The organism is Spirosoma utsteinense (assembly GCF_014282275.1).
Lineage (GTDB): Bacteria > Bacteroidota > Bacteroidia > Cytophagales > Spirosomataceae > Spirosoma > Spirosoma utsteinense.
Genome location: NZ_VFIA01000029.1, coordinates 37,581 through 61,370 on the forward strand (window position 1 = coordinate 37,581; position 23,790 = coordinate 61,370).

Genomic DNA, 23,790 nt, shown 5'->3' on the forward strand with positions numbered 1-23,790 from the left:
TCTGTCTGGTTGCTCCCCTCCTCTTTTATGCCCCTTTCCTTTTTTCCGTATGAATCCAAAGAATGTACTCAAATACCTCATCTCACTGGCAATTGCCGGGGGGCTGCTATGGTTTACGTTTAAGCAGAGCCACCTTGATGCGGGTGACTTGTGGGCCAAGATCAGCGCGGCCGATTTCCGGTGGGTGCTCGCGTCGGCACTGCTGACGATCGTTGCCCACTGGAGCCGCGCCCAACGCTGGCGGATTCTGCTGGAGCCGGTGGTTCCTCAGCGGCCCACCGCTGTCGATGCCACAACCAGCGTACTTACGGGTTATCTGGCAAATTTAGCGCTGCCCCGCGCGGGCGAAGTGGCCCGATGTGGCACGCTGTACCGACTGGCCGGGGTGCCGGTCAACGTTAGTTTCGGGACCGTGGTAGCCGAGCGCCTTTTCGACGTGTTGATGCTGCTGATTTTGCTGGGTGCTACGTTCGTTCTTGAGTTCGACCGGCTGAGCCAGTTCTTTATGGAGTTCTTTGGCAGCAAAGTAGGCGGACAACGGGCTGATTCGGGCGATGGCCTAACAGGCATACTGCTGCTGATTGGGGCCGCACTGATCGGGCTGGCGTTGCTGGGCTGGTTTCTGTACAGCCGCTACCGCGACGCCCTGGGCCGGCACCCGCTCTATCAAAAAGTGATGGCCTTCACGAAAGGGCTGCTCGAAGGGCTCCTCAGCGTCCGGAAAATCCGTCGGCCGGGGGCCTTCGTGTTTCACACCCTGCTGATCTGGACAATGTACTACCTTATGTCGTACACCTTGTTTTTTGCCATGCCTGCCACCGCTAACCTTAGTCCGCTGGCGGGTCTAACGATCCTTGTTGTTGGGTCGTTGGGAATGGCCGCACCCACACCGGGCGGTATTGGCTCCTTCCATCTGTTGGTGGGGCAGGTAGCCCTGCTCTACGGTCTGACAAGTCAGGATGGGCAAATTCTGGCAACATTCATCCATGGCGTTTCTACGCTGATGATCATTATTCTGGGCATCTTTAGCTTATTGGTCGTGCTGCTCCGACGCAACAAAACTACTGCCGCCAGCGATGTGCTGACCGACCCAAACTCGGTTCGACTGGAACGGTAAGGGGTTGTTTTCATAAAAAGAACGCTGTCGATCGTATGACCGAATCTAAAATTCTTACCCGCGAACAGGTTGTTCAACGGGCCGACCAATGGCGGGCCGACGGGCAGCAGATTGTATTTACCAATGGCTGTTTCGATATTGTCCACCTCGGCCACATCGATTACCTCGAAAAGGCCCGATCCCTGGGGCAACGGCTCATCCTGGGTCTCAATACCGACACATCCGTTAGCTGTATCAAAGGCCCTTTACGCCCCGTTGTCAACGAGTATGCCCGCGCCCGATTGATGGCGGCTCTCGAATTTATCGACGCCGTAACGCTGTTTGGCGAACCCACGCCCCTTGAGCTGATTGAGGCCGTTCAACCCGATGTGCTGGTAAAAGGTGACGATTATACGGTAGACACTATTGTAGGTGCCGATTTTGTGCTAGCCCGCGGAGGACGTGTTGAAACAGTAGCGCTCGTACCCGGTTATTCGACATCGAAGCTTATTGAGCGCATCAAACAGAGTTATTGACGACGTATTCCCCATCTTTATCCCCTTCAGAAGACGGCCTTACAGCCGTTTTTTTTGTTTCACCCTAGTTTAATCCACTACGTTACTGGGATTGTACAGAAGCATTCCCTATTTTTAGCAACCTGTTGCCTATGGGATGATTTGCTTCTCTGTCGATTACCAGTCAGTTCTCTGTGTACCTCACGCCGTAAAACAACATTAGCCGATGAACGTATCACAAAATCGAAACTACGTTTGGGCATTGAGCCTGGTGTTTCTTACGCTCTGGCCCAGCTCGGCTAACTCATCAGCCGACCACACCGCCGATCAGATTCTGGGCCGCTGGTTATTCCCGTCGCAGGGAGCCAGCGTTGAACTCTACCGGCATGGTGATCTGTATTTTGGGCGGGTGGTAGAGGTTAGTCCGGTCAGTCGGGAAGAAATGGGACTGGTCAAAGATCAGCTGATTATGAAGAACCTCACTTTCGACGGGCGCGGCTGGTCGGGGGGTGAACTGATCAACCCAAAAACCGGTAACCACTTCGGCGTTGAACTGAGCATGCGCGACGCCAAAACCCTCACCGCTTCTGTTTACAAGGGTTTCCGGTGGCTTCGTAAAGAGTATGTTCTCACCCGGCCGACGAACTTATAAGTCCTCTTATCCTGTCATTATAGAACTGGTTCATTGGACCAGGCTGGTATAACGATTGACATTCTGGCGGTTGTTGAATGGATCGCTACCCTGATAAGTGGTCAATTTGGCGGGATACTTTTTCGGTCCAATTGTTGTTTTGTTAATAACGGACGGCTAAGTTGCCCGCTATTGAACAACAAACCTGACTAACGATGGCATCTCCCTGGATATTAATGATTATCATCTTTGGTCTCAGCGCCTTTGTGAGCTGGCGGCTAAGGAGTAAATTCAATGAATACGCGCAGATTGGCCTGAGCAATGGCCTGAGCGGAGCAGAAATAGCGCAGCAGATGCTACGCGAAAATGGCATTCATGACGTACGTGTGCTTTCTGTTGAAGGTATGCTTACCGACCACTATAACCCACAGGATAAAACCGTTAACCTGAGTGCCGACGTCTATTATGGACGCAGTGTGGCTTCGGCTGCTGTAGCTGCCCACGAATGTGGTCATGCCGTGCAGCATCAGGTGGCCTACGCCCCGCTGAAACTTCGTTCGAGTATGGTGCCGGTACTAACCCTGTCGTCGCGCTACATGCAGTGGGTACTGCTGGGCGGCATTTTGCTGCTGCAAACTACGCCCATTCCCCTCGCGATTGGGGTGGCCCTGTTCGCTCTGACAACAATTTTCAGTTTTGTGACCTTACCGGTTGAGTTCGACGCCAGTAAACGGGCACTAGCCTGGATTCAAACCAACGGCGTTGTCAATCAACGCGAGTACGGTTATGCAAAAGACGCCCTGTGGTGGGCCGCAATGACCTATGTTGTGGCTGCGCTGGGCTCGCTGGCTACCCTTATGTATTATGCCAGTATACTGCTGGGCGGTCGCCGGAGTAGCTAGTGGCCACCGCTGTTATGAACCTCTTTATTACGAAAAAGCCCGGTCAGTGACGACCGGGCTTTTTCATGTTCAACGACGTTATATCAGGCGAAACGAAGCTGTGACAGCACACTGGCCATGTAGCCAGAGTCGACCATCTGCTGGGTTGGTGCCGACCGGTCGATCAGCGTACCGGCTACTGCTACAGCAATGGCAATCAGTAAGGCTGGCCAGAAACCAACAATGGTGAAACTGTCCATGAACTTATCGATCAGCTTCAGCAGAATGGCCGTCACGATAATTCGGACGATACCCGAGAGCAGAAAGAAGGTAACCAGATTGAGCGGAAACCGAATAACCCAGCCAACGAAGAAATTGAGCAACCCCAGCAATACCGCGATGAGCAGGGCAGTTCCAAAACTTTTGACGTCGACCTGAGGCAACAGGTAAGCCAGTCCAAAGATTACAGCGGCATCAAGTAGTAAATGTAGGATGAGGTTCATGCGATAAACAGAATAGATGATTCGCATTCAACAACTGTTTTCGTATACAGATGGTTTAACCCCTACAATCAGCCCTACGTCTATGTACCGTCTCTGGATTATAGCCCTTACGTTCCTGATGGCCTGTGGCCAGGGATCATCGCAACAGGCAGCAACGACCGCCCCAGCCGACTCGGCGCAGGCATACCGCTTCGGCGAGGCCAGCCGCGACGGCATCGGCAAGTTTTATGCAGGACGCGAAATTGCGCATGTCATGGGCCATTTGGGCGCATCGTGGCTCGACCGGCCCGAACGGGAGCAGGAAGAGCGTACCGATCTGCTCCTGAAAGCACTTGCCCTCAAACCAACCGATGTCGTGGCCGATATTGGTGCCGGAACCGGCTTTTTCACGTTTCAGATGGCACCCAGGGTTCCTAAAGGGAAAGTGCTGGCCGTAGACATTCAGCCGGAAATGATCGAATACCTGAACGAAGGAAAGACAAAGCGAAAACTAGCGAATGTACAGCCCGTGCTGGGTACTGAAGCGGACCCTAAACTAGCGGCAAATACCGTCGATCTGGCCATCCTGATCGATGCGTATCACGAGTTTTCGTATCCGCGTGAGATGATGAGCCGGATTGCGTCATCCCTAAGACCGGGTGGACGGGTAGCGCTGGTCGAATACCGGGCCGAAGACCCGAACGTACCCATCAAGGAGTTGCATAAACTAAGTGTGGCGCAGGCTACCAAAGAGATGAAAGCCGTTGGTCTGAAATTACTGAAAAACGACAAGCGTTTGCCCCAGCAGCATATCATGTTCTTTGGGAAGTGAGCAGCTTAAGGCTTTATCCACTCGTTTCGTCCAGCAAGCTTAGTGCCAGGCATACAGTCTTAATAATTTCTTTTAATGCCGTTGGCGTTACGGCAGCAATCTTGCCTATTATTCGTGTGTTTCTGATCGTGTGCAGTTTGTTACACCGTACAGCACTGCGAGCCGGTAATGAAACAGTTGTCATTTCATCCGTTAGCACAATCTCGAATAATTCAGATCTTATTCTAGACGTGATAGGAAGAATCAGCAAATCGTTATCCAACGCATTGGAATTAGCATTACTGACAATGATAACAGGACGAATTTTTGATTTGGCGGGCTTATCGGACAAGGGGTAATCAGCCCATACAATTTCGCCCTGTGTATACTCAGGGGTTTTGCTTAGCATAGAATTCGTCCCAGATGTCGTTCTCGGGGGCCTCCCAATCGTCTCGAAGTACTTCCTCGGCAAGTTTCAGCCAGCCAGTTTTCTGCCCATCATTAGCGGATGATTCAGGTACTGACACAGCATTCGGATCTGTTGACTTCACCGTTAATTCGTCAAGAAACTTATTATCCCGAAGCCAATCCATAAGCGTTTCCAGCTTGTGCCTGTCCTCTACTTCAATTGTAATTTTCATAGCTTCCCGGTTTCCCTCATAACATCAATCAACGTTCACAACGTTCTCGCGACCAGCCAGTTTACTTTTTCTGAAGCCGTACGAGAAGTAGATCACCAGGCCGATCACCAGCCAGATGCCAAAAATTTGCCAGTTGCTGGCCCCCAACTCAGTCATCAGGTACAGGTTTGTCAGCACTCCGATTACGGGCAGTAACGAGAAGTTATACCGGAATCCCTGCACCGCCAGTATGATCCAGACCCCCCAGAATACGGCCAGCAGTGGTTTACTCTCCAGGGTCTGGATCAGGTGGCCGGTTGTCAGGGCATAACCCATTACGGCCAGTAGCACGACACCAATGATGTATTTGCCATTGATATAGGGCACCTTAAACTTCGACTGCGCAGTCAATCCCTTGGCATCCAGAAACAGAATACCGGCACAGACGAGGATAAAAGCGAAGAACGTGCCGACACTGGTGAGATCGACAAAGAATTTCAGATCCATGAACAGCGACGGAATAGCGACCAGAAAGCCTGTAACAATGGTCGCAAATGAAGGCGTTTTGTATTTGGGGTGAATGGTGGAGAACCGTTTCCACAGGAGACCATCGCGGCTCATGGTCATCCAGATACGGGGCTGGCCTAACTGATATACCAACAGAGCACTGGTAATGGCCACTACGGCACTCACCGAAATAACGCCCGCGACAAAGTCCAGATTTACTTTCTGAAACACATAAGCTAGTGGATCACTGACGCCCAGCTCTTTGTAGTTGACCATACCCGTCAGTACCAGTGTAATCATCACGTATAACACCGTGCAGATAGCCAGACAGTACAACATAGCACGGGGTAAGTCGCGCTGAGGGTTCTTGCACTCTTCGGCGGTGGTTGATATTGAGTCGAAACCGATGAACGCGAAGAACACCGACGCTACGCCACTCAGCACCCCCGACACGCCATTTGGTGCAAACGGCGACCAGTTTGCCGGTTTTACGTAGAACGCACCGACACCGATGACCAGGGCAATAACGGCCAGTTTAAGGACAACCAGTATGTTACTTGCCGTACGAGACTCCTTAATGCCGATGTACACCAACGCGGTAATAAGTACGGTAATGGCTCCGGCGGGCAGGTTGGCAATTATGTGCAGATCGCCGATCAAAGGTGCGTTGGCATACGCATCGGCCAGCAGTCGTGTATTTTCGGGTAAGGTGTCGAGGGCTGCACCCGACTGTTTCGTTTGCTCAACAAGCGCAAAGGCGCGGGAAGCCGAGCCATAGTCGGTGGCAAAATACTTGGGGAAAGTAATTCCGAAGCCACTCAGCATAGACGTGAAATATTCGGACCAGGAAATGGCAACGACCATATTACTGACGGCATACTCCAGAATGAGTGCCCAGCCAATGACCCATGCGAAGATCTCTCCAAAGGCCACATACGCATAGGTATAGGCACTACCGCTCACAGGCACCGTACTGGCAAACTGAGCATAACTTAAGGCCGTAAACACGCAGGCAATGGCGGTAAAAACAAACAGGAGCGATACAGCCGGCCCACCGTTATAACTGGCCAGACCGATGGTACTGAAAATCCCGGCCCCTATAATGGCGGCAATACCAAACGAAGTCAGGTCGCGAACGCCCAGCGTTTTAACAAGCTTACTGGATTCGCCTTCGGCGGCATCACTCAGAATTTGCGTTACGGTCTTTTTACGAAAGAGGGACATGGGTAAAAACGGGGGTAAGAGATGAAGAGGGAGCAACCGCCGGGAACGAACTGCTCAACAGGAATATTCCGACAAATTAGGGCCAGACGAGCGTTAAACCGCTAAAAATAGGGATACTTTCCGGTTTTTTGTACGTTACTTGTGCATTCACACCCCCGACCGGACGTTAAGTAGCAAACCATCGATCCCGTTCGTTACACAAGAACCGGTCTACAGTATTACTCGTTTTATCTATGTCTATCCGGGTTCAGAACCTGACTAAAGAATATGGTGGCTCGTCGGGCCGAAAGTCCAGCGGCCAATCGTCGGACCGCGCGGTTCAAAAAGCCGTCGACCATATTTCATTGACCGTGCAGCCTGGCGAGATTGTCGGCTTCCTGGGCCCCAATGGTGCAGGGAAGTCGACGACCATGAAAATAACTACGGGTTACCTCCCCCCTACTGATGGCACGGTGGAAGTTAACGGGTTCGACATTCTGACCCACCCGATGGACGTGCGCCGGAGTGTTGGTTACCTGCCCGAACACAACCCGCTGTACCTGGACCTGTATGTGAAAGAATACCTGCGCTTTGCGGGGTCACTGCATGGGATTAAAAGCCGTGAGCTGAGCCAGCGTATCACCGACATGATCGAGCTGGTCGGTCTGGGGCGCGAACAGCATAAACGCATCGGGCAACTCTCCAAAGGGTACCGCCAACGTGTAGGCCTGGCCCAGGCACTGCTGCACAACCCACCCGTTCTGATTCTGGACGAACCTACTACCGGACTTGACCCCAATCAATTAGCCGAAATCAGACAGGTGATCCGGAACGTCGGCCGGGACAAAACGGTACTCTTCTCCACACACATCATGCAGGAAGTTGAAGCTATCTGCGACCGTGTCGTTATTATCAACCGGGGCCGTATCGTTGCCGATGGGCCGTTGAGCCAGTTGCGAAGTGCGTCAGCAGGGGCTATCGTTGTCGTAGCCGAGTTCGAGGGTGCCCTGCCAAATCCGGAACTGCTCACGAGCGTACCGGGTGTGGAACAGGTAGAACCCCTGGAACACGGCCAGTACCGTATTACGGCCGGGACTGATATTGATTTGCGGGGCGCCATCTTTCGCCTTGCCGCCGACCATAACCTCACTCTCGTGGGCCTGCGTCAACAGGAAAACTCACTGGAAACCATTTTCAAAGAGTTGACAAAGTGATGCCGCCAGACAAGTGATCCCGCATCCTGTCCCTTGAGAAAAAGTCTATAGTCAAGCCTAATAGATGGCGATGTTAACAGCCTATAACGTAAAAAATGTCTGCTAATGGGATTACTGGCAGGACGGGCGTATCCTGGACGGCCACGTCCGGGTGTGAAATGGCGAATCACCCGGACGTGGCCGTCCAGGATACGCCCGTCCTGCCAAACCCCTCGATTGGATAATATTCGGACCAACGTAAAATCCAGGACAGGTTCAGTAACACAGCGAACACGCTGGGGGATCGCCCGTCCGGCTGCGTTACATAGCCTGAATTTAAACGCAGAACGGCGAGACACATGTCTCGCCGTTCTGGATGAAAGAGGGTATATGTTCGCCTTAGCGCGCAGTTGCCATCAACGGGTACTGGTCAAATATGGATCGGACAATGCCTTTGAAATAGTTATTCTTGAAGTTCTGGTTTCGCAGCATCTTGGATGCGTAGCCCTTCCAGATCACCTGGTACGATTCGGCATCGATGAGCGAGATCATCAGGGTACCTTCGTCAAGGTTATAATCAATGCGTTTGTAAGTTGCCTCGTCATCCTCGCGAACGACCCAGTCTTTGATAACAGGCTGCTGATAGCCCCGGAAACGCAGATCGGAGCGGAAGATATTGTAAGAGATCAGTAGGTTGGGAGAACGGTTACTTACTTTGTAACCCCGAGCTTCCATCTGATGCCGGATGGCGTCCTGAATGTCGGAACAAAGCAAGGTAGAATCAACAAATTCGCACTCCAGGAAATTAAAGGATTCGTAGTTTTTGAAATGGCCTTCATAGCTATAATCATGCTCTACAAATAACCGGCTGGGCGAGCAGCTCGCCATACCGATAACGGCCAGCGTAAACAGAATTCCGACAAATGTTTTCATGCTGTACTTTGTAAAGGTTTTGCTACACTTATGTCTGTTTATAATTGATGATGGTTTGTACTGGTCGAACTCAAAGTTAATCGTAAATGTTTGGCAAACAATGGTGTAATACCAAATTTTAATACTATGGTTATCCATTGTAATAAGCCAGTGCCCGACGCATTTCAGCCGTTGTAACGGGCACGTCGAAGGCGCAATGGCCTGGTCCATCGAGTAACGACATACGCACTTCCCGACCCCTGTTTTTCTTATCCTGCAAGGTCAGCGCCAGCACGGGCTCAACGTCGGCTTCTGTTAGTCGTGCATTTCCATATACGGCAAACACATACTCTTCGATTTGCGTCAGCAAAACTTCGTCGATCATTTTTTTCTCATGCGCAATAAACGCTTCCGTCACCATACCAACGGCAATGGCTTCGCCGTGCAGTAACCGCTTGCGGGGCTGCGATAGAAAATGCGTTTCAACGGCATGGCCCAGCGTATGACCAAAGTTTAGAATCTTGCGCAGGCCCTTCTCCGTTGGGTCCTGGGCCACTATATTTTGTTTGATGGCTACTGAGTGGGCCACCAGTGCCGACCAGTCCTGCTCGTCGGGGTCGCGCCGACGGATCTGCTCCCACATGGCCGCATCGGCAATCAGACAGTGCTTGATTATCTCCGCAAAACCCGACCGGAGTTCGCGTTCAGACAGCGTGGTCAAAAATGCGGGGTCGACCAATACTGCATTGGGTTGCTGAAATACGCCGATGTGATTCTTCAAGCCATTGAAGTCAACCCCTAGTTTGCCACCCACACTGGCATCGACCTGCGAGAGGAGGGTGGTAGGCAGCTGCGCAAACGCGATGCCCCGCTTGTAGGTAGCTGCGCAAAAGCCGCCCATATCGCCAATAACCCCACCACCCAGATTCAGCACCAGCGCGTGTCGATCGAAATTGGCCCGTGTCAGCGCATCCCAGATCAATTCGCACGTAGCCAAATGCTTCTGCTCTTCGCCCGCCTTGATCCGAACGAGCGTATGCTTCGGTAGCAGCCCTTTTATTTCGGGATAACAAAATTTAAAGGTATGGTTATCGACAATGACGGCAACAGCCGAAAAATCATTGGAATCGAGGAAAGCAGGCAGGCTTTCGGCAAGGGGAGCAATCGTTACAGTTGACATGCCGTAAAAATACATCGACGGCGAGTGGCTACGACGGGACCCAACTTATTTTTTCAGACAGCCCGACTATTTAGCCATCGGTTTTTACCTTCACACTCCCCTAACCACCTGTCAATGACCGTTCGCTACCGTGTCCTCACCGGTTTGTTCCTCCTCTCGACCATCACCTACCTCGACCGCGTCTGTATGAACGTCGTCAGTAAGTATGTCAAAGCCGATCTCCACCTCGACAACCAGCAGTTTGGCTGGATTCTGGGTGCTTTTTCGTTAGCCTATGCCTTGTTCGAAATTCCGACGGGGGCGCTCGGCGACCGTCTGGGGCCGCGCCGGGTGCTGACCCGGGTTGTGCTCTGGTGGTCGGGGTTCACGATGCTTACCGGTACCGCCTTCAATTTTCTTTATCTGCTGATCGTACGGTTTCTCTTCGGCATGGGGGAAGCAGGCGCTTATCCTAATGCATCCATCGCTATTGCCCGCTGGTTTCCCGCTGTGGAGGTCGGCAGGGCGCAGTCGGTCATCTGGGCCGCCGGTCGGCTCGGTGGTGCCTTAACGCCCTTGCTGGTGATTCCACTAGTACACTGGGCGGGCTGGCGGTGGGCGTTTGCTGTACTGGGATTGGTGGGTGTGGTATGGGCCGTTGGCTGGTATAGCTGGTTCCGTGATGAACCAACAGAAAAGGCTGGGGTTAGCGCGGCCGAACTGGAGGTAATTGAAACGGGACGTAACATCCGGCCAACTGATCACCGGATTCCCTGGCAAACCATACTGCGCAACCCCGACCTGTGGGCGCTCATGCTTATGTGTCACCTGTTTTTCTATGGCTCGTATTTCTTCACTAACTGGTCGTCTGTTTACTTTCAGGAAGGGCGCGGTATGAGCGAAGACGATTCGAAGAACTTTATCTCACTGTCTTACTTCCTGGGTGCCATCGGCTGTCTGGTTGGCGGTCTGCTCAGCGACGCACTGAGCAAACGCTACGGGCTAAAAATCGGTCGGCGGGCGGTTGGCATGGGTGGCCTGGGCCTGTCGAGTGTCTTTTTTCTGCTGGCCGGACTTGCTACCGATAACCAGACGGCGGGTTACCTGCTGGCTACCTGCGTACTCATGAAAGACCTGGCATTGCCGGTTGCGTTTGCGGTATGTATCGATATTGGCCAGCGCAACGCCGGGGCGGTAACGGGTTCCATGAACTTTGCCGGTCAGCTGGGTGGCTTTTTCATCACGATCCTGTTCGGGATGATTGTCGAGCAGACCAAAAATTTCAATTACCCGCTTTTCCTGATTGCTGGCTGCCTGTTCGTCAGCGCATTGCTGTGGCTGAAAATTGACCCGACCAAGCCCGTAACTGTCCGCGAATAGCCCTTTATCTATCAACCTGATGAGGCCACTTCCTATTTATTTAGATTAATTATTCCTTTTGATAAACTAAAGCCTATAGGTTAAGTTGGTTTAATAACATTACGAGTTATCTCAAACCAACAAACCCCCAAGGCCATGATTTTAAAAATGGATCAGTTGCCCATCGAGTTGCCTAAACCAACAAACCCTTCGCCCAACGACGCTGCTGCTGTCCAGGAGCTACTGGGTGGTAAGTTTGGGGAAATGTCGACGCTGATGAACTACACGATGCAGTCGTTCAACTTTCGGGGACGCAAGAAACTTCGCCCTTTCTATGACCTGATCTGCAGCATTGCCGGTGAAGAGTATGGTCACATTGAAGTGGTATCTTATACAACCAATTTACTGCTGACGGGCGTTAGCAAGCGGGGTATGGACCCAACGACAACGCCCCTGGCAAACGGTGTCGATGCCCGTAATACGAGCCATTTTATTGCCAGTGGCCAGAGTGCGTTACCCATGGATTCGATGGGCCGGTTCTGGAGTGGCGAGAACGTTTTCAGCAGCGGTAACCTTAAACTTGACCTGTTACATAACTTCTTCCTGGAGTGTGGCGCACGTGCTAATAAAATGCGGGTCTACGAAATGGTCGACGATCCCACCGCCCGGACTATGGTTGGTTACCTGCTCGTACGCGGTGGCCTGCACGTAGTAGCCTATGCTAAAGCGCTGGAAAAGCTAACCGGTGTAGAGGTAACCAAACTGCTACCTATCCCCGACCTGAGCAACGCTGCCTTCCCCGAAGCGATGAAGTTTATGGAGCAGAAACTCCACCTTCAGTTGTATACCTTCAGCCAGAGTGATTATAAGCAGGCTGGTCTGATCTGGAACGGGCCTCACCCGGAAGATGGACAGGAGTGTGTTGTCATCGAAGGTGCCATTCCCGGCCATACGCCCCCCGACCTTGAAGAAGAGCCTCAACTGAACGCTCCTGGTGCCGATGATTTTGACCCTCAAATGTTTGCCGATATGGCGAAGAAAATGGGGATTAAGTACGAGTACTAAGAAAGAGTCATAAGTCGTAAAAGTCGAAGAGTCGTAAGGGGCTGACGCGCGTGTTGCTTTCGCGTCAGCCCCTTACGACTCTTCGACTTTTACGACTTATGACTCTTTTTACGACTTACGACTGTTTTACGATATCGTTTTCAAGCCCTCAGCGAATGCCTGCATCTGGGGCATGGTACCCAGACTGACACGGCACCAGTACTGCCCGTCAAATTTCCACTGACGGATACTTACGCCCTGCTCCATCATCCGGCCAACAAAGTCTTCGCCTTTCATCCGGATAGGGAACATCACGAAGTTAGCACCGGATGGCAGCGGCTCGTAGTTGTGCTGCTTGAGCACACCCGCTAGATACTCTTTCGATTCTTTGGTTTTGCCCAGCGAGTATTTGATAAAGTCCTTGTCCTGCAAACTAACGATAGCCGCCCGTAGCGTAGTCATGCTCATACTGCTGCCGCCCGTTGCAAACTTGCCGATCTCGGCCAGCAGTTCAGGTTTGGCGATCATGTAACCAGCCCGAAGACCTGCGAAACCGTGCACTTTCGAGAACGTCTTCGTAATGATCACATTGCTGCCCTTCCGGACCAGATCGACCATCGAATAGCCCTTTGGATCGGGTGTGTAGTCAATGTACGCTTCGTCGACCAGAATTGGCGTTTTCGCCCCGACCGCTTCGCAGAATGCCCGCAGTTTCGTAGGATCGACGGTTATGGCTGTTGGGTTGTTCGGGTTACAGAGGTACACCATACCCGTCTGGCTACCAACGCGCTCGGCCAGTTTGTTCAGATTGATGTCATAGCCATCGGCCGCAACGAGCGGCACGCGGTCCATCGTGATCCCGTGACGAATGGCCGCGCGGGGAAGCGCATCGAACGTTGGGTCTGGAGCGACAATTGTGCGCCCGGCATTAGGCCGGTAAGCCGCCCAGAGAGAAGCGGCTGTCAGCAACTCGCCGGAACCGGCACCAAGTAATACATGGTCTTCCGGAACACCTTCGGTTTCAGCAACCAGCTTACGAAACTGTTTTGCATACTCCATGGCGTAGAGAAAGCCATCGGGGGCGGCTTCGGTAATGGTCTTAAGCGCCTTTGGCGAAGGACCATAGGGATTCTCGTTTGCCGACAACCGGGCTTTCAGCGCGCCAACAGGCGGGTTGTACCCGGTAGGCACCTCCAGTTCTGGCTCGCAAAGCGAGAGTGGCGAAGCTACACCCGGCAGGGCGGCCAGACCCAGGCCAGATAACATACTGGCCCGCAGCCAGTCACGACGATTGATCGACATATTCGTTAACGATGAATTATGAGTAACAAATTATAAATGTATTGTTCTGCGTGAAGGCTAGTTCACGGCCTGCACCCGCGACAGCCGCGAAAATGCCTGCCCTTTGTACTCGCCCGTCCAGGTCAGCGAAACACTGCTCCCGGCAGCCGGAGCCGGTATACCCAGTTCAGCCCAGGTCTTCGAAATGGTTGCTTTGCCCATGCCATCCGTTTTCAGTTCACCAATGGCCACACCCGCGCGCGTCGTTAGTTTGATGGCCAGCGAGGTTACCGGAATAGAGTCGATTCCAACTTTATTATCCAGAATTCCGCTTTTGTCGAGTTCATAAATACGTACCCCCAACGTTACCGGTCCAGCCACCTTCTGCGACACGACCGGTTCGCCCGTTTGGCCGCCCCCGTCACCCACGGTATTGTCGATCACGACCAGCACCGGCGCTACGACCCGATCTACGAAAGGGTCATCTACTTTCATACAGCCCGCCAGACTCACCAGCAAGGTACCACTCAGTATCAATAGTTTATAGGACTTCATTGCTCGATTTTTTAGGTTATGTAACGCGGACTGAAGCGGAGACGTCCGCCCAGCCGCGTTACGGGTTACTTCTCCGCCCACCATAGTTTGGTCTTCATCGAATCGTCTCCCCCGTTGGTTGTTACACCTTTCCGGACGTTAGCCTCGTTGAGCGAGTACTCGGAGGTAGGGTATTTGATGCGGGTTGGTAACACGCCGTCGTTTTCAAAGATGGCGCGGGGGTCTTTAGCAGGCAGCACCGGCAGACCCGTCCGGCGGTACTCTGTCCAGGCTTCGATTCCCTGCCCGAAGAGCGCAATCCATTTTTGCTCCATGACCTTCGCTTTCGTAGCCGCGCCCACCGTTTTAAGGTAAGCATCTGTGATTTTCAGCCCGTACTGATCGAACGAGGCCGTCATCCCTTTCACGAAGTAAGCCTGGGCATCGCCGGTGATGTCACCATCGACAGCGGCTTCGGCCAGTGTCAGGTTCAACTCCGCGTAGGTCATCAGTACGCTTGGCGTGCTGGGTTGCGTAAAATAGCTTCCCAGCATCGAACTCGATGCGAGATAGGTAGTGGCAATGGCATCGGGCAGGCCATTGGCATGACCAACGTATTTACCATCTTTTGTAGGCTGGGCGTATACAGTAATCCGGGCGTCGCCCAGGTCGTTCAGCTTATCGGCCAGCGTCTTGCTGATGTTCCAGTCGGTGCGGCTGCCAAACACCATCACTTCGTTCCACTCGTTGTTGCTGGGGCGCGTAGCCGTGTGCTTGAGTGTAGCGTTATCGGCATTGCTGGTGAAAATAGGATACTTTGTCGCATCGCCCAATATCTCCGCCATGATCGCCTTCGACTCGGCGGGCTTCTTGGCCGCCTGCCGGTTGGCCAGCCGTAACCGCAGCGAATTGGCGAACTTCTTCCACTTCAGGATATCTCCCCCGTACAGGATGTCACCTGCTACAGCAGGACCGGCAGTACTCAACTTTTCGTTAGCCGTTTTCAGGTCGGCCAGCATACCGGCATAGACCTGGTCCATGGAATCGTAATTAGGCGTATAAATCGGTGCTTCGGCGGTTCCTTTGATGGCTTCCGCGTAGGGTATAGCACCGTATACATCCGTCAGCAGCGAATACACCCAGGTGCGCATTACGATACCGATACCTTCGTAATTGGCATTTTCATACTTGCCGCCCGGCTTCGACAGCGTGACGATACGCTAAAAATTAACCAGGCCGTCGTTATAAAAGCCTTTCCAGTTGTTGTTGTACAAGGCTACCGAGATGCCGTAGTTATCGCCTTCGTTGGAATAGATGTTACGGGTCAGATACTGCATCCAGAGCATAGCTCCGTCGAGGTTGAGCCGTTCAAAGCGGACGTTGCTACCCCAATAGCGATCGACAGACGCTTCGGTAGCAAACGGCAAAAGATACTGCGGACCCACAGCCGTAGGGTTGTTGGGATCTACGTTCATGGTGTCGAAATCCTTTGTACAGGAGGCAACGACCAATAGCGCCGGCAGGAGAATAAGGAGGATTCGTTTCATGCGTATGTGGTTTGAGAGTTAGTCCTCAACCACTACCAGGGCCTTGTCAGGCCACTGGCAGGGTTGCAGAAAACTCAATTAGAAGGAGAGATTCAGGTTCACGCCCATGCTCCGGCTGCTTGGTAATTCACCGTAAGCAAAGCCCTGCGAGTTAGACCCGAAACGGTCGGCCTCCGGGTCGATATGGGGCGTGTTTTTGAACAGCATCAGCACGTTACGACCAACAAGCGAAATCTTTGCCGAGCGAACCTTGATTCGGCTCAGCAGGGCGGGCGGAATCTGGTAGCCCAGCGTTACCTCCCGTAGTTTGACGTAGCTCGCATCGAAAATAGCGGCTTCATGATACCGGCGGGGGTTGTTGTACCCATAAAGCGCGCTGGCCGGTACAATCGTTGTGTTGGGTATGTAGGTTGGCTGCTCAACCGTTCCAACCTTTACGACACCCTTACCAATAATCCCTTCCTCCCGACCAATGCCCGTTTCGGCATACTGACCTGTCCAGCGGGCGGTACCGGTGCCTTCATCGAACAGATTGCCACCCGACCGGATATCGACAAGGGCCGACACCACGATACCTTTGTAGCTGAATGAATTCTGCCAGCCACCCGTCCATTTCGGCTGGATATTGCCCAACGCCCGGGGTGTCGACGAAACGACCGGATAGCCGTTGGCGCCGTAAATTACCTGCCCGTCGGGCGCGTGCTCAAAGCCAATACCGTATAGCGTGCCATATGGCTGCCCAACACGAGCCTCCGAATTCAGACCCTGACGGCTGTAGAGCACGTAGGTTGTCAGCCCTTCGGCCAGCTCGAGCACCTTGTTGCGGTTGCGGGAGAAGTTAAGGGTCGTTTCCCAGGTGAATCCATTGAGACGAACCGGCGAACCCGTTAATACGATCTCCATCCCTTTGTTAGAGATCTTACCCGCATTCAGAATCCGGGAATCGTAGCCGCTGGCTTTCGAGATTTCGACACCCAGTATCTGGTTGCGTGACAGCTGATCATAGTACGTTATGTCGAGCCCGATGCGGCCTTTCAGAAAGCGCAGGTCCAGACCTAATTCGGTACCTGTCGTGATTTCAGGCTTCAGGCCGGAGTTGGCGATTTTTTTGTTCTCGAAAAATTCCGGTACAGAGCCATTCCAGGAACCATTGGCCCGGAAGGTTTGGAGCAGTTGGTACGGATCGGCATCGTTACCCACCTGCGCCCAGCTGGCCCGCACTTTGGCAAACGATAACACCGAACTCTGTACGTTGAACAGTTCGGACAACACCGCGCTCACCGACACCGATGGGTAGAAGTAAGACCGCGCTTCGGCAGGCAGCGTCGACGACCAGTCGTTACGGGCCGTTCCGTTCAGGAACAAGGCATTGCGCCAGCCCAGCTCAACCGATCCGAAGGCACTGTTCACCTGTGACTTTTCAATGGCACTCTCGGCCGTGTTCTGGCTCGGGTTGGCATTGCCGGCATTGTACACGCCATCAACCACCAGCTGGCCTACCCGCAGGAAGTTCCGCTTGTAATAGTTGGAGCGGCTAATGCCACCTGCCTGCGCGTTGAGAGAGAAATCGCTGGTGATATTCTTGTTGAAGGTGAAGATAAAATCACTGTTGCTCTCCTGACGACGAAGTATCTCTTCCGAATACGAGCCGGGCGTGGTGTTACCATTCCGGACACGCTCGAAGTTCAGGACGTTGATCCTTGTATCGGTCCAGACGTCGGTTCCGGAGCGCAGCAGCAGGCTCAGCGACGGCAGAATCTTGTAGTTCAGCGCTATGTTGCCCACCAACCGGTCTTTGTCGTTGCCAAAAGGAAGCTCCTTCTGGGTAAAATAGGGGTTGGTAAAAAACGTGTGCTGCCAGTTTGGTGGATCGGTATCGGCAGGTTTGCCGGGAACGGCGCGGTTGATGCTGATGTCCTGATACGCTTCGTAGTTCCGTAACTGATCCCACGATACGTGCCGGTGCGACCAGATAAACTGCTGGCCTTCTGTGTAGCCACGGTTTGTAGAACCCGATTTGATGTACTCAGCCGACAGCATCACGTTCAGCTTGGGGGTGAAGTTGTAGCCAGAGTTAAATTTGAAGTTGTTGCGGTGGAAGTCATTGTAATACATGATCCCCTGCTGATCCAGCCGCCCGATGCTCATCCGGAAGTTACCCTTGTCATTGCCGCCCGACAGGGCAATGTTGTTGGTGAAGGTTTTTCCCGTGGCCCAGTACTCATCATAGTTATTGGGTTGGGGCGTTAGAGGAGCCACTTCTTTACCGGTATACCATTGCCGTACCAGCCGTCCGTCCATGGGTGCCCCCCAGCTTTCGTCCGTTCCCTCTGTCCCGTTGAGGGGTGCGTTCGGACCGTAGGCGGCCCGGTACTGACTGATTTCAAGGGGGTCGGTGATGGAGCCGCTCCAGCCATCGTTATACCAGGTCCGGTAGCCATTGCCCCCGCCATAGGTGTTCTGGAAGTTTGGTTTTACCCAGGGCCGTTCGAAGGTTGTGTTGGTGTTTATTTCGACTCCGATCCCTTTGGTCCCGGCGCCGGTTTTGGTGGTTACCAGAATGACACCGTTGGCCGCCCGCGATCCGTAAAGAGCCGCTGCGTTCGGGCCTTTCAGGACGGTCATTTCCTGAATGTTGTCCGGGTTGATTTCAGCCAGGCCAGAGCCAAACTGTTTGTCGAATGTTTGTTGAATGGGTACTCCGTCGATAACGACAAGCGGCTGGTTGTTGCCCGACACCGACGATGCGCCCCGAATCTGAATCGTGGAACCACTGCCGGGGCCACCGTTGCTGCTTACCCGAAGGCCCGCCACTTTGCCTGACAGGCCATTGACGACGTTGGTAGCACGCGCTTCGGTCAGTTGCTGGCCTTTGATTTCCTGAACGCCGTAGCCCAGCGATTTTACTTCTTTTTTCACCCCGAAGGCGGTAACGACAACTTCCGAGAGAGCCCGGATGTCAGACACCATCGTTACGTCCAGAACAGACCGGCTGCCTACTTTTTCCTCGCCGGTTGCAAAACCGATAGAACTGAATGTCAGGATAGCGGCATCATTAGGGATGCTCATTACGTATTTACCCTTTGCATCGGTGGTTGTACCGATCGAGGTGCCTTTTAGTACAACGTTAACACCCGGGAGCGGCCCTTCTTCGGCCGATATGACAGTGCCGGTCAGCTGGCGGGTCTGCGCATAAGCTGCCAGCCCTGTACAACACCAGATCAACACATATAACAGTACTTGTTTTCGCATAATTTGTCAGTCGGTTTTAGAACAATTGCCTGCGCCCGGCCATCCGGGCGATGCCGAATACTGGCCGCCCGATCCGAACCGCCCGAACCAACCGGGCGCAATGCAATTGCCCTCGCCAGCCTTTCGGCCTGCGGGTGGAACACAGAGATAAATACAGTAGATAAGGTATACGTTGATTACGCCGACCGACGTCGGGCAATCCGATTCATTCATGGTCTTCGCCTGACCATCGGGTTAACTAACCTGATCTGACGAATACCCTAACCGGTTTGCTTATGGTGGACCAACCAAACCAGTCATCACTTACATGCTCCACAAGTGCGGCCAGTGAGCATGTAGTACAAGAAGATGCTTTGTTGTACTTAATTAATAGTTCAAATATAGGTGATTAACCTAAAATCCAAATACTATTCTGGCATTTTTCAATAATGCTTTTAATAAATTTTTATAAATGAACATTTAACAAAATATATTACAATACAGAATCCCTATTTTTTCTTGCTTTAATCCAAATTTAATTACGTGCCAGTAGCGACAGGTATTGTAGTCGACCTAACCTAGTTAAGCCATAGCAAAAATATTGGTACTGACTTCCAGCGTGCCCGTTACATGATCGATGTGTCTACGTATCATAAAATAGACCGCCAGGCAATCGTAGCGCTCAGTTATATCGTACGTATGACCGGCGAAATAGCCACTTTCAACGCGTTATCGCTGGCAGGAAGTGGAAATCGGTTGCGGGACTATACATTGCTATCGGCGGAGCTTTTTGATACGATTTTTACCAATGCCTTTTCGTTTATACTGACCTGCCACCTATAGGATAAGGAAATAAAACCAACGGGCAAGCCTTTAATTAGCTGACCGACTAACTCAACAATTGACAAATGAAAACAGTGCTACTGACGGGTGCAAACGGTTTTCTGGGTGGTCATCTGTGCCGGGAGTTACTCCAGCGGGGTTATGCCGTTCGGGCCTTCGTACGACCCAATACGGATCATACGGTGCTTGATGGTTTACCCGTAGATATATGGTCCGGTGACCTCCGCGATCCGGCCAATGTACGGGCGGCTACTTACGGCTGCGACTATGTGATCCATGCCGGCGCACGGGCACAGGTTAATCCGGCCCGGTCCAGCGAGGTAGTCGATTGCAACATTAGTGGAACAGCAGCCGTTCTGGCAGCAGCCGTACAGGCCAAAGTAGAACGGCTGGTATATGTTGGTACCGCTACTGTCTTCGGGTTCGGCAGCCGAAAAAAACCCGGCGATGAGTTGTCTCCCTATATGGGCGAACGCTACGGCTCCGATTACATGGACAGCAAACGGGTAGCCACAGATCTGGTGCTACGCGCGGTACGGGAAGATGGACTAAGGGCCGTGCTGGTACATCCGACGTTCATGATCGGGCCACTGGACTACAAGATCACATCCAATGCACTGCTGCTGGCACTTTACCGACGGCAGTTAAAGGGTGTTCCCATGGGAGGGAAAAATTACGTACATGTTGCCGATGTAGCCACAGCCACCGTGAACGCACTAACCATGGGTCGTATTGGCGAATCATATATACTGGGAAACGAGAACCTGAGTTACCGGGAAGCGTTCCGCCTGATGGCATCGGTCATGAATGTCCGGGCCCCGCTGGCCCCGGTGCCCCCACTACTGGCAACCACCATCGGCTGGACAAGTGATCTGGTTCATCGGTTTACCGGTAGGGAAACCACGCTCAATTCCAGCATGACCGCCATAGCTAACGATGGTCATTACTTTAACGTTACCAAAGCAATCAACGAACTCAACTTGCCCCAAACCTCCATCCGGGCTGCTATAGCCGAAGCATTTAGCTGGTTCAGGCAGCGGGGATACGTCTAAACGCCCGCCGTTGTAGAGGAGGGAGCGATCAGTGAACGTCGCCCAGACTCAGATCAGACACCCGGATGCCCCAGGCGCAACGGAAATGCTCCAGCGGGCAACTCGTTCGCCCATGCACCCCGCAGGGCTTGCAACTGAGCGGCTCCGGCGTTTGAACTACCCTTGATTTATCGGCTAACGGGCCAAACCCAAATTGAGGAACGGTTGAGCAGAAAACCGCTGTCGTAGGGGCGTTCATGGCTGAACACAGGTGCAAAGCCGCTGAGTCATTAACGTAATTCATTACGGCCCCGGCGTGCAGAACCGCAGACCGCATCAGGTTCATGCGGCCAGCCAGGTTCACTACCCGACCTTCCTGCCCCGACAATGTTCGGATGGTTTCACAAAGCGCCAGATCGGTAGGAGCACCCAGCAAATAAACGGTCAGATCGATGGGAAGGACCTGGATCAGTTCGGCCCAGCGTTCGGGTGGATACTGTTTCGTAAACCAAACCGTCGTGGGGGCTATGCACACATAAGGTTTGTTCTGATACGACCTGGCAACGGCATAGTCGTCTGATGACGGGTATAGTTTGGGCCTGGTTCGGGGGCCTTTCACCCCCAGCGGGGCAAGCAGGCCCGCATTCCGGTCAACCTCATGAACACCGGGCTCATACCGATGATCGACACGATAAGTAAAGAAGCGCGAAAATGGGTTTTTATCGAACCCAACCGTCAGCCGGGCATTCGACAGAGCCGTTAGCAAACCGGTAGCACCAAACCGTTGCAGATTCAGAACGACGTCGTACTGTTGGGCACGGACAAAGGTTAGAATACGCCACAGATCCCGGTATTTGGCGTTTTTCTTGTCCCAGGTCAGTACCTCATTCAACAGCGGATGGCCAGCCAACAGACTTTCGTTACCCTTACGAACCAGCACATCCAGCCTGGCATCGGGCTGAACAGCCCGTATTTGCTCAAGCAGGGCCGTTGTCAGGATTACATCACCGATGAAAGCGGTTTGAATTATCAGGAACCGGGGCGGTTTGGTTGCGGTTATCATCAGTAAGCCAAGCGCGTCGTCGTCGACTGCGTTACTAGCATCGAATGGAAGATTACGAAGTTTATACCCTGCCCAACGGAATTCGCATTGCGCACAAACAAATACCACACACGCAGATTGCCCACTGTGGCATTATGCTCGATATCGGAAGCCGTGACGAACAGCCACATCAGCAGGGATTAGCCCATTTCTGGGAACACATGGCGTTCAAAGGTACGGAGAAACGTAAATCCTACCATATCATTACCCGACTAGAAAATATCGGGGGGGAACTCAACGCCTATACTACGAAAGAAAAAGTTTGTTTTCATGCGTCTGTCTTGGGCGTTCACTTCGAAAAGGCCGCCGAACTCCTGGCCGACATTACGTTTCATTCCATTTTTCCGGAGAAGCAAATCGAACGGGAGCGCGACGTGATCCTGGAAGAGATGGCGATGTACTACGACTCGCCCGAAGACGCCATTCAGGACGATTTTGACGAACTGGTCTTCCCGAACCATGCCCTGGGTGGTAATATTCTTGGCACGACCGAGACAGTCAGTTCGTTCCGGCGCGAAGACCTGCAACGGTTCATTGCTGAAAATTATGACACCGAGCGTATCGTGTTTGCCTCCGTCAGCAACCTCCCCTTCAGGCAGGTGGTGAAAGTGGCCGAGAAATACTTTCGCGATGTTCCCACTCAGCACACCAATCGTACCCGGCAGAAACCAACCCAGTACGTCGCCAAACACACCCGGGTAGAACGGCCCATTACACAGGCCCAGTGTGCGCTTGGCCGTCCAGCCTATGGCCTGACCGACCCCCGCCGTCTACCGTTTTTCATGCTGGTCAACCTGTTGGGCGGACCGGGTATGAACTCGCGCCTGAACCTGAACCTGCGGGAGAAATACGGTCTGGTCTATTCCATCGACGCAAGCTTTACGCCTTATCTGGACACTGGCTTTCTGGGCATTTACTTCGGCACCGATCCCAAGAAGGTAGACAAGGCGCATTCGCTCATCATGAAGGAAATGAAGCGCCTGCGCGAACAGCCGCTGACCACGCTACAGCTGCACCAAACCAAGGAGCAGTTGATTGGGCAACTGGCCATGGCCGAAGAAAGCAACAACAGCTTCATGCTGATGATGGCCAAGAGTCTGCTCGATATCAACCGGGTAGAAGCGCTGAACGATATTTTCAGCGATATCAAAGCGGTTACCTCCAGCGAGCTGCAAACCCTGGCGCAGGATGTCTTCGTAGAAGATCAGTTCAGTTCGCTGACGTTTGTACCGGAAGAAAAGTAGTAAGGAAGTCGTAGTGGTCGTAAGTGGCTGACGCGACAGCAACAAACCTGCGCCAGCCACTTACGACTACTACGACTTACGACTACTACGACTTACGACTACTACGACTTACGACTGCTACGACTTACGACCCTACGACGACTTACGACCCATGACAATCCAAGACGCCCAAACGACTGTCGACAACTGGATAAAAACCGTTGGCGTTCGGTATTTCAACGAACTGACCAACATGGCCATGCTGACGGAAGAAGTTGGCGAGGTGGCCCGCATTATGGCCCGTCGCTATGGCGAGCAGTCGGAGAAAGAATCGGACAAGGATAAAGACCTTGGCGACGAAATGGCCGACGTACTTTGGGTACTCATCTGCCTGGCCAACCAGACTGGCGTCGACCTGACCGAAGCCTTTCAGAAAAATCTGGAGAAGAAAAATATCCGCGACGCCACTCGGCACCTCAATAACGAGAAATTGACGTAATACCGCCCTCCCTGCTCGCCAGGTACACCCGAAACGTTGCTAGCTACCAGCCGACGTTCGAGGCACAATAGCAGTATAGAAAGAAC

Annotated in this window: 22 protein-coding genes and 1 pseudogene; 12 read left to right on the forward strand and 11 right to left on the reverse strand. The window is 52.9% G+C overall.

Features of this window, described 5'->3' with window-relative positions:
• The first annotated feature begins 49 nt into the window (after window positions 1-49).
• The 4 genes from FH603_RS20085 (at window position 50) to FH603_RS20100 (ending at window position 3,144) form a co-directional block, all read left to right on the forward strand.
• Complete coding sequence (locus tag FH603_RS20085; protein WP_186739490.1) at window positions 50-1,117, forward strand: lysylphosphatidylglycerol synthase transmembrane domain-containing protein; 1,068 nt, start codon at window positions 50-52, stop codon at window positions 1,115-1,117.
• A gap of 35 nt (window positions 1,118-1,152) precedes the next feature.
• On the forward strand, window positions 1,153-1,632 hold the full coding sequence (gene rfaE2, locus FH603_RS20090; protein WP_186739491.1) for a D-glycero-beta-D-manno-heptose 1-phosphate adenylyltransferase: 480 nt from the start codon (window positions 1,153-1,155) through the stop codon (window positions 1,630-1,632).
• 205 nt (window positions 1,633-1,837) lie between these two features.
• The gene (locus FH603_RS20095) at window positions 1,838-2,263 is read left to right on the forward strand and encodes a DUF2147 domain-containing protein (RefSeq protein ID WP_186739492.1); all 426 of its coding nucleotides are present in this window, start codon (window positions 1,838-1,840) and stop codon (window positions 2,261-2,263) included.
• A gap of 215 nt (window positions 2,264-2,478) precedes the next feature.
• Window positions 2,479-3,144 carry a zinc metallopeptidase gene (locus FH603_RS20100; RefSeq protein ID WP_186739493.1) on the forward strand — a complete coding sequence of 222 codons (666 nt, stop codon included), beginning with the start codon at window positions 2,479-2,481 and terminating at the stop codon, window positions 3,142-3,144.
• An 83-nt stretch (window positions 3,145-3,227) separates the two neighbouring features.
• On the opposite strand, the gene FH603_RS20105 is transcribed toward FH603_RS20100, so the two are convergent.
• Entirely contained in the window at window positions 3,228-3,626 is a 399-nt protein-coding gene (locus tag FH603_RS20105) for a phage holin family protein (protein WP_186739494.1), read from the reverse strand.
• 82 nt (window positions 3,627-3,708) lie between these two features.
• Here FH603_RS20105 and FH603_RS20110 point away from each other — a divergent pair, with 82 nt between their 5' ends.
• The gene (locus tag FH603_RS20110; protein WP_186739495.1) at window positions 3,709-4,437 is read left to right on the forward strand and encodes a class I SAM-dependent methyltransferase; all 729 of its coding nucleotides are present in this window, start codon (window positions 3,709-3,711) and stop codon (window positions 4,435-4,437) included.
• A 13-nt stretch (window positions 4,438-4,450) separates the two neighbouring features.
• On the opposite strand, the gene FH603_RS20115 is transcribed toward FH603_RS20110, so the two are convergent.
• Genes FH603_RS20115 through FH603_RS20125 form a run of 3 tightly spaced genes read right to left on the reverse strand, consistent with a single transcriptional unit; the run spans window position 4,451 to window position 6,767 of the window.
• Complete coding sequence (locus FH603_RS20115; protein ID WP_186739496.1) at window positions 4,451-4,825, reverse strand: type II toxin-antitoxin system PemK/MazF family toxin; 375 nt, start codon at window positions 4,823-4,825, stop codon at window positions 4,451-4,453.
• Complete coding sequence (locus FH603_RS20120) at window positions 4,806-5,057, reverse strand: hypothetical protein (protein WP_186739497.1); 252 nt, start codon at window positions 5,055-5,057, stop codon at window positions 4,806-4,808. The genes FH603_RS20115 and FH603_RS20120 overlap by 20 nt, the downstream gene beginning before the upstream one ends.
• Before the next feature lie 24 nt (window positions 5,058-5,081).
• Window positions 5,082-6,767 (reverse strand): amino acid permease, encoded by a 1,686-nt coding sequence (locus FH603_RS20125; RefSeq protein WP_186739498.1) that lies wholly within the window; start codon window positions 6,765-6,767, stop codon window positions 5,082-5,084.
• A 233-nt stretch (window positions 6,768-7,000) separates the two neighbouring features.
• Between FH603_RS20125 and gldA the strand changes: the two genes are divergently transcribed.
• Window positions 7,001-7,960: a gliding motility-associated ABC transporter ATP-binding subunit GldA gene (gldA, locus tag FH603_RS20130; protein WP_186739499.1), complete on the forward strand. Its 960-nt coding sequence runs from the start codon at window positions 7,001-7,003 to the stop codon at window positions 7,958-7,960.
• A 378-nt stretch (window positions 7,961-8,338) separates the two neighbouring features.
• Here gldA and FH603_RS20135 read toward each other — a convergent pair whose 3' ends face one another.
• Both FH603_RS20135 and aroB read right to left on the reverse strand, forming a co-directional pair.
• Window positions 8,339-8,872 carry a DUF4136 domain-containing protein gene (locus tag FH603_RS20135; protein WP_186739500.1) on the reverse strand — a complete coding sequence of 178 codons (534 nt, stop codon included), beginning with the start codon at window positions 8,870-8,872 and terminating at the stop codon, window positions 8,339-8,341.
• 130 nt (window positions 8,873-9,002) lie between these two features.
• Complete coding sequence (gene aroB / locus FH603_RS20140; RefSeq protein WP_186739501.1) at window positions 9,003-10,031, reverse strand: 3-dehydroquinate synthase; 1,029 nt, start codon at window positions 10,029-10,031, stop codon at window positions 9,003-9,005.
• A gap of 114 nt (window positions 10,032-10,145) precedes the next feature.
• Here aroB and FH603_RS20145 point away from each other — a divergent pair, with 114 nt between their 5' ends.
• Together FH603_RS20145 and FH603_RS20150 are read left to right on the forward strand one after the other, a co-directional pair.
• Window positions 10,146-11,390: an MFS transporter gene (locus FH603_RS20145; protein WP_186739502.1), complete on the forward strand. Its 1,245-nt coding sequence runs from the start codon at window positions 10,146-10,148 to the stop codon at window positions 11,388-11,390.
• 135 nt (window positions 11,391-11,525) lie between these two features.
• Window positions 11,526-12,434, forward strand: coding sequence for a manganese catalase family protein (locus tag FH603_RS20150; protein WP_186739503.1), 909 nt, complete (start codon window positions 11,526-11,528; stop codon window positions 12,432-12,434).
• Window positions 12,435-12,560: 126 nt separating this feature from the next.
• On the opposite strand, the gene FH603_RS20155 is transcribed toward FH603_RS20150, so the two are convergent.
• The 4 genes and pseudogenes from FH603_RS20155 to FH603_RS20170 all read right to left on the reverse strand — a co-directional run bounded on the left by FH603_RS20155 (window position 12,561) and on the right by FH603_RS20170 (window position 19,027).
• A complete protein-coding gene (locus tag FH603_RS20155; RefSeq protein ID WP_186739504.1) occupies window positions 12,561-13,715 on the reverse strand; it encodes a pyridoxal phosphate-dependent aminotransferase in 1,155 nt (384 codons plus the stop codon).
• A 57-nt stretch (window positions 13,716-13,772) separates the two neighbouring features.
• Entirely contained in the window at window positions 13,773-14,249 is a 477-nt protein-coding gene (locus FH603_RS20160) for a hypothetical protein (protein ID WP_186739505.1), read from the reverse strand.
• Window positions 14,250-14,314: 65 nt separating this feature from the next.
• Window positions 14,315-15,775 (reverse strand): annotated as a pseudogene (locus FH603_RS20165) (SusD/RagB family nutrient-binding outer membrane lipoprotein).
• 78 nt (window positions 15,776-15,853) lie between these two features.
• Window positions 15,854-19,027: a SusC/RagA family TonB-linked outer membrane protein gene (locus tag FH603_RS20170; protein WP_186739506.1), complete on the reverse strand. Its 3,174-nt coding sequence runs from the start codon at window positions 19,025-19,027 to the stop codon at window positions 15,854-15,856.
• A 618-nt stretch (window positions 19,028-19,645) separates the two neighbouring features.
• On the opposite strand from FH603_RS20170, the gene FH603_RS20175 reads away from it, so the two are divergent.
• Window positions 19,646-19,849 carry a hypothetical protein gene (locus tag FH603_RS20175; protein WP_186739507.1) on the forward strand — a complete coding sequence of 68 codons (204 nt, stop codon included), beginning with the start codon at window positions 19,646-19,648 and terminating at the stop codon, window positions 19,847-19,849.
• 65 nt (window positions 19,850-19,914) lie between these two features.
• Entirely contained in the window at window positions 19,915-20,901 is a 987-nt protein-coding gene (locus FH603_RS20180; RefSeq protein WP_186739508.1) for an NAD-dependent epimerase/dehydratase family protein, read from the forward strand.
• Window positions 20,902-20,929: 28 nt separating this feature from the next.
• Here the strand turns inward: FH603_RS20180 and FH603_RS20185 are convergent, their stop codons facing one another.
• On the reverse strand, window positions 20,930-21,943 hold the full coding sequence (locus FH603_RS20185) for a glycosyltransferase family 9 protein (protein WP_186739509.1): 1,014 nt from the start codon (window positions 21,941-21,943) through the stop codon (window positions 20,930-20,932).
• Between the two features lie 44 nt (window positions 21,944-21,987).
• Here FH603_RS20185 and FH603_RS20190 point away from each other — a divergent pair, with 44 nt between their 5' ends.
• Window positions 21,988-23,226, forward strand: coding sequence for a M16 family metallopeptidase (locus FH603_RS20190; RefSeq protein ID WP_186739510.1), 1,239 nt, complete (start codon window positions 21,988-21,990; stop codon window positions 23,224-23,226).
• A 151-nt stretch (window positions 23,227-23,377) separates the two neighbouring features.
• Window positions 23,378-23,704: a nucleotide pyrophosphohydrolase gene (locus FH603_RS20195; RefSeq protein WP_186739511.1), complete on the forward strand. Its 327-nt coding sequence runs from the start codon at window positions 23,378-23,380 to the stop codon at window positions 23,702-23,704.
• Window positions 23,705-23,790: the final 86 nt, after the last annotated feature.